At 36.0% G+C, this 10,836-nt stretch carries 12 protein-coding genes and 1 other annotated feature; of the genes, 4 read left to right on the top strand and 8 right to left on the bottom strand.

Annotated elements, in window-relative coordinates; genetic code table 11:
- Nucleotides 1–262 precede the first annotated feature (262 nt).
- Nucleotides 263–1,099: a methyl-accepting chemotaxis protein gene (locus JN080_RS23380; RefSeq protein ID WP_305474855.1), complete on the top strand. Its 837-nt coding sequence runs from the start codon at nucleotides 263–265 to the stop codon at nucleotides 1,097–1,099.
- A 75-nt stretch (nucleotides 1,100–1,174) separates the two neighbouring features.
- Here the strand turns inward: JN080_RS23380 and JN080_RS23375 are convergent, their stop codons facing one another.
- Both JN080_RS23375 and JN080_RS23370 read right to left on the bottom strand, forming a co-directional pair.
- Nucleotides 1,175–1,342, bottom strand: coding sequence for a hypothetical protein (locus JN080_RS23375; protein ID WP_256238392.1), 168 nt, complete (start codon nucleotides 1,340–1,342; stop codon nucleotides 1,175–1,177).
- A 51-nt stretch (nucleotides 1,343–1,393) separates the two neighbouring features.
- Nucleotides 1,394–1,615, bottom strand: a complete 222-nt coding sequence (locus tag JN080_RS23370; RefSeq protein WP_256238391.1) for a hypothetical protein — start codon at nucleotides 1,613–1,615, stop codon at nucleotides 1,394–1,396.
- A 249-nt stretch (nucleotides 1,616–1,864) separates the two neighbouring features.
- On the opposite strand from JN080_RS23370, the gene JN080_RS23365 reads away from it, so the two are divergent.
- The 3 genes from JN080_RS23365 to JN080_RS23355 all read left to right on the top strand — a co-directional run bounded on the left by JN080_RS23365 (nucleotide 1,865) and on the right by JN080_RS23355 (nucleotide 6,182).
- Entirely contained in the window at nucleotides 1,865–2,929 is a 1,065-nt protein-coding gene (locus JN080_RS23365; RefSeq protein WP_256238389.1) for a phosphodiester glycosidase family protein, read from the top strand.
- A 165-nt stretch (nucleotides 2,930–3,094) separates the two neighbouring features.
- Nucleotides 3,095–3,328 (top strand) — a binding site (T-box leader).
- Nucleotides 3,329–3,369: 41 nt separating this feature from the next.
- On the top strand, nucleotides 3,370–4,902 hold the full coding sequence (locus tag JN080_RS23360; protein WP_256238388.1) for a 2-isopropylmalate synthase: 1,533 nt from the start codon (nucleotides 3,370–3,372) through the stop codon (nucleotides 4,900–4,902).
- Between the two features lie 101 nt (nucleotides 4,903–5,003).
- Nucleotides 5,004–6,182 (top strand): glycosyl hydrolase family 18 protein, encoded by a 1,179-nt coding sequence (locus JN080_RS23355; RefSeq protein ID WP_256238387.1) that lies wholly within the window; start codon nucleotides 5,004–5,006, stop codon nucleotides 6,180–6,182.
- A 573-nt stretch (nucleotides 6,183–6,755) separates the two neighbouring features.
- On the opposite strand, the gene JN080_RS23350 is transcribed toward JN080_RS23355, so the two are convergent.
- The 6 genes from JN080_RS23350 to phaQ all read right to left on the bottom strand — a co-directional run bounded on the left by JN080_RS23350 (nucleotide 6,756) and on the right by phaQ (nucleotide 10,666).
- Nucleotides 6,756–7,004, bottom strand: a complete 249-nt coding sequence (locus JN080_RS23350; RefSeq protein WP_256238386.1) for a hypothetical protein — start codon at nucleotides 7,002–7,004, stop codon at nucleotides 6,756–6,758.
- Nucleotides 7,005–7,162: 158 nt separating this feature from the next.
- Nucleotides 7,163–7,405 (bottom strand): hypothetical protein, encoded by a 243-nt coding sequence (locus JN080_RS23345; protein ID WP_256238385.1) that lies wholly within the window; start codon nucleotides 7,403–7,405, stop codon nucleotides 7,163–7,165.
- A 47-nt stretch (nucleotides 7,406–7,452) separates the two neighbouring features.
- Complete coding sequence (locus JN080_RS23340; RefSeq protein ID WP_256238384.1) at nucleotides 7,453–7,965, bottom strand: hypothetical protein; 513 nt, start codon at nucleotides 7,963–7,965, stop codon at nucleotides 7,453–7,455.
- 167 nt (nucleotides 7,966–8,132) lie between these two features.
- The gene (locus JN080_RS23335; RefSeq protein ID WP_256238383.1) at nucleotides 8,133–9,203 is read right to left on the bottom strand and encodes a branched-chain amino acid aminotransferase; all 1,071 of its coding nucleotides are present in this window, start codon (nucleotides 9,201–9,203) and stop codon (nucleotides 8,133–8,135) included.
- A gap of 379 nt (nucleotides 9,204–9,582) precedes the next feature.
- Nucleotides 9,583–10,110: a hypothetical protein gene (locus tag JN080_RS23330; RefSeq protein ID WP_256238382.1), complete on the bottom strand. Its 528-nt coding sequence runs from the start codon at nucleotides 10,108–10,110 to the stop codon at nucleotides 9,583–9,585.
- Between the two features lie 136 nt (nucleotides 10,111–10,246).
- On the bottom strand, nucleotides 10,247–10,666 hold the full coding sequence (phaQ, locus tag JN080_RS23325) for a poly-beta-hydroxybutyrate-responsive repressor (protein ID WP_375141742.1): 420 nt from the start codon (nucleotides 10,664–10,666) through the stop codon (nucleotides 10,247–10,249).
- Nucleotides 10,667–10,836 lie beyond the last annotated feature (170 nt).

Raw genomic sequence — 10,836 nt, 5'->3', positions numbered from 1 at the left:
AAAGTAATATAATTAGTATGAAATTTCTTACTATTATATCGCAGATTATTGATGAGTAAAACACTATTTTTTGAATTAGAGAGAGACAGTATCTTCTGATATTGTAGTATCAGTCCGATATCTAACTTCATTTTCAAACGATTGTCACCTATGTTTCAAAGATAGTAAACGTACTTTTATTAATCTTTTGTATAATTAAATATAGAAGCGCTCGCTGCTTTATCGACCCAATTAAATTCGTACATATAGAAAGGAGCATTTGATGGAAACCAAAGCAACTGGTAAAGAGTTAATGGAAGCATTAATTACTATTACCCCATGGATTGCTGATATAATCCAGGTTGACCTGGGCTTTGCCGTTACAGATAGAGAAAAGTTTATCATTCAAAAAGACGGGAATACTGTAAAATTAAATATTTCTCCAGGTGATCCAGTTAATCCCAAATCGGCGATGGCAGAGGCAATGAAAACGAAGAAACATGCTGCTAAAAATATGGATGCTTCCTTATATGGAATCCCAGTCAGAATATATGGGTTTCCGATTTTAGACGAACGTAGAAATGTAATCGGCTCCGTTGGGATAGCAAAAAATATTGATACATGGCTGGGTCTAAATAACAGTGCTGAGGTACTATTAGAATCCAGTGATGAAGTTGGGAATATTATTGACCAGTTTATTAAAACAGCCTCCCAACTAAATAATGATAGTGAAATTTTACAGAAAAAAACTGCTGAAATTAACAACAAATTTAAAAAGACAAATCAAATACTGGAATCGATTAAATCAATATCATCTCAAACGAAGTTAATTGGCTTGAATGCTGCCATTGAGGCTGCAAGAATTGGTGAAGCTGGGAGAGGCTTTGGAGTTGTTGCAGATGAAATAAGAAAATTATCGGGGGAAAGTAATGACGCTAGTATCGAAATTAAAAAAACATTAAGTGACTTACAAAAAGATTTACAGAAAATAACTGAGGAGATTACATCTATTAATAACACAGTTATTAGTCAGTTAGAAAAAGCAAGAGAAATTAACTCAAGAATGGAAAAATTCGAAGAAATATCCAAACTTTTATTGGATTTGTCGAATAGATTGTGATCTTGAAGTGGTATGAAGTATATTCAAATAATTAACCGTTAAAACCCGCAGTATCCTTTCTGCGGGTATTCTATTTTATTTTGAACCATTTATTCCTAAAGCCGATTGTTTTTGTTTCGATTCTTCTTCTACAGATTCATATCCATAGCCAGTTGAGCTAATCTCAATATTTTCTTTAGCTTGTTTATTTGACAAAGTCCCTCTTATTTCGTTATTTTCTTGTCCTGCTAAATCTTTATCCAATATAGTCACCCCCTCTCCATCGACTCTAAGTATGATAGCCGGATTTGTGTTCTATTCAAGAATCACACCTGTTTGATAGCTTTTCATAAAACTTTCTACTGCTTCCTCTAATCCTTCATTGGCTTCAGGAACCTGCACAATGACCTCATTACGGTTGTCTGCTGCTACGACGTTCACATGACTAAAACGATTTATTTCTAGTTGAACTTGAAGGTCTTTAGCGATATTAGCAGCGCTAAATTGATCACTGATGGGAAATCGAAAATTTCTCAAATTAATACTCCTCTCTGTATAGAAAGAAATCTTAAGTAGTTTTCCATATCTTAACTAATATTATTCATAATAGTTATTTCTTTTATAATAAATCTGGACTACGTTCACTATATCGTTATCCAAAAAACTATTTTAATATATTTATATTACTATTTTCCCATTTTTAATGAAAATTTAACTTGGAAGTTAACTAGGATAATTGTATGATAAAGTTGTTTCTTATCTCTATGAACTTAAAGGAGCTTAATTATGGATTCTATTACGGACAATACCGCATATGGCCCTCGCTCGAGGCCAAAACCAAAACGCGGACGTTTTTGGAGGGTCTTTTGGATCAGTTTACTGATCATCCTCTTAATCGGAGGAGGTTGGTTATATGGCACCAATCAGGGACTGCAATTTCGAAGATTACTAGTGGGCTCGGTTCTCTCAAGCCAGCATCCACAATATGTAAAATATATGCGTTTTTTACTTTCAAAGTCAGAGTTCGACCAACTGTATTCTGCGTTTAATAACCCCTCTTCAGAACAAACAAATATTAACCAGGAGAAAATAAAACGTGAAAATACAGCAGAAGCAGCCGGGTTAAAGTCCTTTTCTGATTCAATCATTGTTGATACAGTTACTACAGCCAATTATACGGCAAAAATTTTGGTTATTCCTGACCCGACTACTGTTCATGTCGTTGCTACCAAGTATACTAGTAAAGGACAGGCACTTTCGGAATTAATAAAAAACAACCATGGAATCGCCGGGATTAATGGCGGTGGTTTCAACGACCCTCATGGTAATGGTTCCGGTGGTCAAATGCTTGGGCTTATTATAAGTAATGGGAAAGTCTTGTCAACTCCGGGAGGAAGTTATACGGCCAATGCTCTTGTTGGAGCATTTCTTAAAGACGGCCGATTTGTCACTGGGAGTTATTCAGCTAATGAATTATTAAAGATGGGCGTTAAAGAGGCAATAAGTTTTGGTCCCCAGCTTATCGTCAATGGAAAAAATCGGGTAACTCCTTCAGTGGATGGTGCATGGGGATGGGCACCGCGGACAGCAATTGGACAAACAGTTAATGGAAGAGTCGTGATGATTATTACAGACGGTCGTTTTTATTGGGATAAAACGCACCGTGGAGCCTCAATGTCTGATATGGTCCATCTTTTTCAAAAATATGATGTGACAAATGCTATTGCAATGGATGGCGGCGGTTCGACTACGATGATTAAAGATAGGCAACTGCTCTTGAAACCAGCAACAAATACCGATGTTGGCATGCGCTACTTGCCTGACGCATGGGTTGTGATTCCACATAACTAATTTTATTGTTTATTTCTAAGTTAGATCCTTAAAAAAACATACCATATGTGAAGAAATGGTATGTTTTTTTTAAGGTTAAAATTTAAATTAACAAAAATAATAAAAAAAGATTGAATTTATATCCCTCGAGTAGTAGTATATTGATTAACCAAATCCGAATATTAATAATTGTCAGTGAAAAGGAATAAGATTAAACTTTTCTTTCAGAGAGCCTGTGGTTGGTGGAAACAGGTAGAAAAATTAATCTGTCTCGCCTTGGAGACATTCTTCTGAAATAATAGTAGGAAGAACGGATTGCAAACCGTTAATTTTGTAAAGTAAATGCCTTTACTTGCCGAGGCTGTTATCCGTGAGGAAACAGTAATAGAGGGTGGTACCGCGAGAATAATCGCCCCTCTGGTCTAGTAAGGGTCTTTTTATATTTTAAGGAGGTTTTTTCGATGGAAAATAGAGTTTATTTTTTTGATACGACATTAAGAGATGGTGAGCAAACACCTGGTGTAAATTTAAATCAAGATGAAAAGGTTGAGATTGCATTAAGATTAGAGAGTCTAGGCATAGATGTTATTGAAGCTGGCTTTGCGGCAGCCTCACCTGGTGATGCACAAGCTGTCAGAGAAGTGGCACAAGCAGTATCGAAGCCAGTGGTTTTAAGCCTTGCACGAGCAAACAAGGCAGATATTGACGCTGTGATTCAAGCCATTGGAGATATTGAAAATACAGGTATTCATATTTTTATCGCTACTTCCCCTATTCACCGGGAACGAAAATTAGGGATGACAAAAGAACAGGTTATTGCTAGTGCGGTAGAGAGTGTATCATATGCTGCGAAACATTTTAAACATATCGAATTCTCCTGTGAGGATGCTACTCGTACCGAATTGGAATTTATAAGTGAAATCTGTGAAAAAGTAATTGAAGCTGGAGCAACTGTATTAAACCTTCCAGATACAGTCGGATATACAACGCCTGAAGAATATTCCAATTTATTTAAATATGTCATGGAAAATACGAAAGGCGTTGAGAAGGTCCGCCTGAGCTGCCACTGCCATGATGACCTTGGTATGGCTCTTAGCAATAGTATTGCAGCAATCCAGGCTGGAGCCTTACAGGTTGAAGGCTGTGTTAACGGCATCGGTGAAAGAGCCGGCAACGTGGCACTTGAAGAAGTTGCAGCCTTATTAGAAACACGGAAGGGCCATTATCAAAAAGAAACAGGGATTAATTTAAAGGAAATTGCTAAAACAAGCAAACTTGTCAGCAGACTTACTGGGATAGCCATCCCTCCTAACAAAGCAGTTATTGGCGGTAACGCATTTGCCCACTCTTCTGGGATTCATCAGGATGGAGTAATCAAAGATAAATCTACTTACGAAATTTTGAAGCCTGAAAGCGTTGGTTTTACTGAGACAAAGTTGGTCTTAGGTAAACTCTCTGGCAGAAATGCTCTAAAGAAGAGATATGAAGAACTAGGATATGTTGTAACTGATGAGCAGCTAAAGGAAATCTTTAAAAATTTTAAAGATCTAACTGATCGAAAGAAAGAAATTTTTGATGAAGATATTATCGCCTTGTTAGAAACACAGCCAAACAAGGGTACAATTGCTTCCTATACATTTAAAGATTTGAGTCTCCAAATTCTTGGCGAAAATCAATACCGTGCCTTTGTCCACATTGTTGGCAGTGACCAATCTACCATTGAAGGAGTTGGTGAAGGAAACGGGCCAATTGATGCGATCTATAAAGGAATTGATTCTGCCCTTAGCCTTGATGTAGAGTTAATTGATTATAAAATCAATTCAATTTCAAAGGGAAAAGATTCAATTGGGGAAGTATTTGTTAAAGTAAGAAATAATGAATCCATGGTGAAAGGCAGAGCCATTAATGTCGATATTATCGTCGCGAGTGCTAATGCATATATAGATGCAATAAATAGATTAAAATCTGCAAGTCCAAACTTTATGAAAATATAATTATTTAAGTTCAAATATGACAGGTTGATATTACCATCCCCTGCTTCTTCTTTTTTTGATACAATTTTAAAAGGAAGAAATATTGGGAGGAGATATTACCGATGAAAACACGTTATCTTCTTCTTGCATTGATATTGGTCATTACCTTCACTGGAGGAGTTTTTGCAGGGGTCTTTTTCACCACTTCTAACACTTCAAAGACCCCATCCACTTCTCCAAACGAAAGAAAATTTGGAAAGTTGCCTAAATCAGAAACGACACCCGGCTTAAAAGCAAAACCAAACTTAAAAGCTGAGCAGGCAAAAGTACTAATCGGTTATGTACAGGATTTTCGAAACCCTGATGTAGTCGATTTTTCTAAGCTGACATACGTTAATTTTTCCTTTGCGCATCCCACTAAGGATGGCGGTCTATTACTTAATGGGAAAATGGCGATGGACAACCTCCGTGCAACGGTTAAAAAAGCACATCAACATAACACTAAGATCATGCTTGCTGTCGGCGGATGGTATAATATCCAGGGCGGAGAATCGTACAAGTATTTTAAGCCGGCCATTACTGAACCTTCATCAAGATCAAAGCTTGTCAGTGAGCTTGAGAGTATTGCTGATCGTGAACAACTCGATGGTATTGATATTGATTTTGAACATCCCCATTCACAGGAGGATGCACTGAATTTGTCTGCATTTACAAGAGAGTTGAGCGAAAGGCTCCACGATAAACATAAAGAACTATCCATTGCTGTCAATGCTAAAATAAATAGTAATACAGGGACTGAGTCCAATTATGTGGTCTATGATCCGTCTATGTTTCAATATGTAGATCACGTCAATATTATGGCCTATGATGGTCAATGGGACGGCACGTACAATGCCGCCAATTTGTCCCCATACTCATTTGCTGAAAAAATAGTAAACTATTGGGCAGATCTTTTTGATAAAAACAACCTTTCTAAAGAGAAACTTGTGTTGGGCGTACCTTCTTACGCACAGCCAGAAAACCCTGCCATTAAACAGATGTCCTATGCTGCAATTATCAAGGACAATCCGGTCAATGCGGAGCATGACAGTGTTAGCTTGAACGGGACAACCTATTATTACAATGGTGAACCAACGATTGAAAGGAAAACAAAGCTTGCGCTGGACAATGGTTTTGGAGGGATGATGCTGTGGGAGGCTGGGCTAGATGCTTCTGGTTCACATAGCATAACCGAGACTCTTTCAGCCGTTTTGAAAAGCTCTGAGGATCATTCAAAACAACAAGTAGCAGAAGCTAACTAAGTATATACTTGTTATACAAAAAAGGGCTGTTAATTCATCCGTAAGAGGTGAATTAACAGCTTTTTTTATTTAATCAGGTAAGGAATTTTACAAACAATAATTCACAATTTTATCACATTCTATTTTCGACTTTTTTCTACAAAAAGCGTATAATAAAAACTATAGAAATAAATGGTAGAAATTGTAGCACACTTCTTTAGATTTGCTATAAATGGTTTAAAAGTCACTTATACAAAAACACACTAAAAGGAGTAGGTAAAAATGACAAACGTTCTTTTACTAGATAGGGAAACAGACGTAAAAAATAAAGAAGTAGTAGAAAATAAATACGCATTCGTTAACTATATTGGTCTCACATATGAGATATCTAAATTGTTAAGCGATGCTCATAACGAAGACTAGAAACTTGTATTTTCATTTAATTTTAATAGGCACCATCCATTCACGTGGGATGGTGCCTATTCCTTTTTTGTTTGAGGTAAATAATAAATTTAGATTCAAATCTAAATATTTAAGGCCAGATCTAGGTATTAGTAGAGATTTTATTGGAACTGACTCCATTACACGCTATACCTATCCGATTTGTTCCTCATTATTTTCTGTATTTAAAAATGCTCTTTTATTAGGAATTTGGGTTAATTCGGACCTTTTTAATAAGTAATTTAAATGTTGAACGGGCATTGCACCATGACCTTTGCTATCTGCAAGCGTAAATTGGATCGTCACCCCGTTATCACGAATGACGGTCAACGTTTCTGCTGAATTAAAAAAGCCTTTTATATTTTGAGATATTTGATATTTGGTACCTTCTTCAATCTGCATTCAACTCGCTCCTTTTTCTTCATCTTCTTAGTATTATTCCATTATTTCATTTTATACATACATATTTTTTCCAAAAGCAAAAATCCAGTCCACTTTTATGGACTGGATGCTTTTTTAATTTTAAATCAATCGTTCTTCCAAACGATTAAATTCAAATTTCATAGGAGCTTGCCAATTTTTGAAGGATTATTAATTTTATATTGTACCGTTACGTCCAGACTATATTCATTAGGAACTTCTTTTCCTTTTGGTAATTTCTTTGCGGTTATTTTACCATCGAATTCAAGTGAATCCCCCTCAACTAATTCCCATTTCTTAAGTGTTTTGCTGTGACTGCACCAAGCATATTCAATGGTAATCAGAGGTTCGTCATGAATTTGTACGTTTTCTAAAATCACCACTTCGTCATTTTCCTCTGTAAAAGGGTTGTACGTCATCGCAAATTGTTTCACACTTGCCGTAAAATGAACTTTCTCAATGGGAAGCTCGATTGTAGCTGGTTTTTCTTTTTTTGTTTTTTTGCATCAGCTTTTTTGGGTTTATCTTTAATTGGCTCAGCAGGTATCTCCTGTACAGAATCAGTTGTCGTGTTCCCTACGTTTTGCTCTGCATGACTTCCTTCCTTCACTTCCTGCCACATACTTTCTTTTCCAAAGCTTGCTTGCTGCATTTCTTTTAAATAAGCAGGGTGAATGCAGGTTAGCTTTCCATCATCAAATTCAATGACTACAGTATTAAATTCGGCTGATGTACCGTATATTTCATACCCTTTGATTGTAACAAGCTGTTGAGTATCCTTCTCTTTATACCAAAATTCCTTTTTTGCTTCCTTTGCAGCAGATAAGCCCCATTCCTTTACCATTTGTTTGTAGTGTTCATCATCACGAAATAATTCGAAAACTCCCCTTGGAGGAATATACTGAATTATTCTTTTACTTAATAGCGGCACATGATTGGTCATCCTTCCACATCCTCTCGCGATAACCTAACATTCATATTATTTGATTATAACACGATTACAAGTACGTCTTTCCACTCACCTTGCTAGAACTTTAGCCTTGTTGACAGATAACAAGCGCCCACCATCACGATAGACGCTTGTGATCCTTATTTTAATTCATTCCTTCATTATAACTTAATGCCCCATCCAAATGGATCCGGTTGGGTACCATTTTGGATTCCAGTTAAAGTATCATACAATTCCTTCGACATCTTTCCAATTTCACCATTATTGATAACAAGCTTTTCATTTTCCCATAAGAATTCGCCAATTGGGGAAATAACAGCTGCTGTTCCTGTCCCGAAAGCTTCTTCCAATAAGCCGTCCTTATATGCTTGAGCGATTTCGTCCATTGAAATTCTTCTTTCGACAACAGGAACATTCCAATGCTTTAGTAATTGAATAATCGAATCTCGCGTGATCCCCGGTAAAATACTGCCATTTAATGCAGGTGTTATGACTTCGCCGTTAACTTTAAAGAAAATATTCATACTTCCGACTTCTTCTATGTACTTATTTTCTCTTCCGTCTAGCCATAGAACCTGGGAGTAGCCTACTTTACTTGATTCTTCTTGGGCCTTTAAGCTGCTTGCATAGTTTCCGCCTGTTTTTGCTGCACCTGTCCCGCCAACTACCGCACGTTTATACTGCTTTTCAACCGCAATTTTAACAGGATTTATCCCTTCTTTATAGTAGGAACCAACAGGGGATAAAATGATCATAAATAAGTAACGGCTCGAAGCGGCCACCCCTAAATATGGTTCAGTCGATATAATAAATGGACGAATATAGAGAGATGTTCCAGGCGCTGACGGGATCCAGTCTTTGTCCAATTTAATAAGTTGTTTTAATGCCTCCAACGCAAAATCTTCGTCAATTTCCGGGATACATAATCGGTCATTTGACTGATTCATCCTTTTAAAGTTTTGGTCTGGTCTAAATAATAAAACCCCTCCATCTTTTGTTACATACGCTTTTAATCCTTCAAACACCGATTGACCATAATGGAAAATCATACAGGAAGGCTCTAATGTTAGCGGTTGATATGGTACAATCCGAGGGTGATGCCATCCCTCTCCTTCCGTATAGTCCATCATAAACATGTGATCGGTAAAAGTATGTCCAAACACAAGATGATCCGGATCAGGTTTTGGTTTTCTATTTTGGCTGATAACTGTTTCAATTTGAAGATCTTTCATCATTTTTACCTCCTAGGTGATTAAAGCTTCCATTCTCCAACTTTAGAGTTAGACTTCTTATGAATTAATCTACTCCACTTATTGTTAGAAGAAAAGAATTCTGCATACACTTTGATTGATTTTTTGCATTTTTTTAAAATCTTTTTTCTAATAAAATTTTACCACAGTTTTTTAATTAATTTAGAAATTTTCTAAAAAACAAATAAAAAACTTCGCGATAAAGGGCGAGATCATCTTGAAAGAGACATAGGCGCAATAGAATTGTTCTGTAACGAAAAAAGAACTTCTCCGTTTGTAGGGAAGTCCTCTTTTCAAAATATAATTATTTTTTTCCGTATGTTATTGGAGAATTTCTTGCTTTGTCAGCCGTTTTATCAGCTTATTTTGCAATTAATGGGTTATAGAGTTCAAAGGTTTTTAATACTCCAGATTGAGTTTGTTTTAGTTGATTAACATAACCACCAATTGCGTTAAGAACTTCGGCACGATTTTTTTGTTGTTGATCAATAGCTGTCTTTAAAGCTGTTTCTAACTGTGCTTGTGATTTTGATAGCAAATCGAAAGTTGCTTTGCTTGGATTAAATACTGCTGCCTCGGCTTTTTGGCCAATTTCTTCAAACTTATCTGTCCATTCAGTTAGATTTTGAGCTCCAAAATCAACTTGAGCTTTATTTAAAACTTCCTGTATGTTCTCTTTCCATTCTGATGTCAATTTTTTCGATTCTTCTTCTAGCTTTGATAACTGATCACGGGTGGCTTGAATCCATTCTTTTTGGGTTTCAAACACCTGCAATGATTTCTGTTCTGCTCCATTTTGAAGCGAAGTAAATGTTTTAAAGCTGTTAAACCAACCATCCCAAAAAACATCGATTACATTAAGTCCTTTTTCATCTTTTTTCAATGCCATTTTATAACCCTCCAAAAAATTCAATTTAATTTATTAAGGTCAAAACAGACCTTTTTATAAAAATTTATACTTAATCGTATAAATTTCACAAAAATATTTTGGTGACTTATCTAAGATGTTGGTTTATTTGGTTATGTTAGTCTTCCTTTTTGGATAAAAAACCTGGAGGTACAAAAAATTGGCTGTACATATCGAAAAATTGACCAATCATTTTTTGGTATTGCCCCATTGAATCAGCCCATATTTCTAAATATTCCTCACCTGCTGAAGTAATGGAATAAATACGTTTAGCCGGACCGCCTGATGATGTATCCCATACAGAAGTGACTAGTTCATCTTTTTCAAGTTGACGAAGTATCCGATAAAAATTACCATGATCAAGGGTATGAAAGCCAAATTGAGTAAGTTTTTGCATGAGCTCATAACCATGTGCGTTCCAATCCTTTAATAATAAAAGGAGTACTGGAAGGACAAAGTTTTTTGGTGCCCCAACAATATTCTTTTTTCCGTCTTTATCTTCCTTTGCTTGCTTACTTTTTGAGTCCAATTCTATCACCTTCAACAAAAATAATTTAACTCATATATGTAATTTACACTTAGGTGCACTAAATGTCAACTATGCAAATAACTTCATAAAAAGGCAAAAGCAGGCTCCTTCACAAGCTTCAACAAGGCTCTAAATCGTTGATTCTAAAAATTTTTATGTCAAATTATTAAAATATATAT

This window comes from Bacillus sp. EB600 (genome assembly GCF_024494385.1).
Taxonomy (GTDB): domain Bacteria; phylum Bacillota; class Bacilli; order Bacillales; family Cytobacillaceae; genus JAEVLT01.
This window is presented reverse-complemented; position numbering and strand designations above follow the sequence as displayed.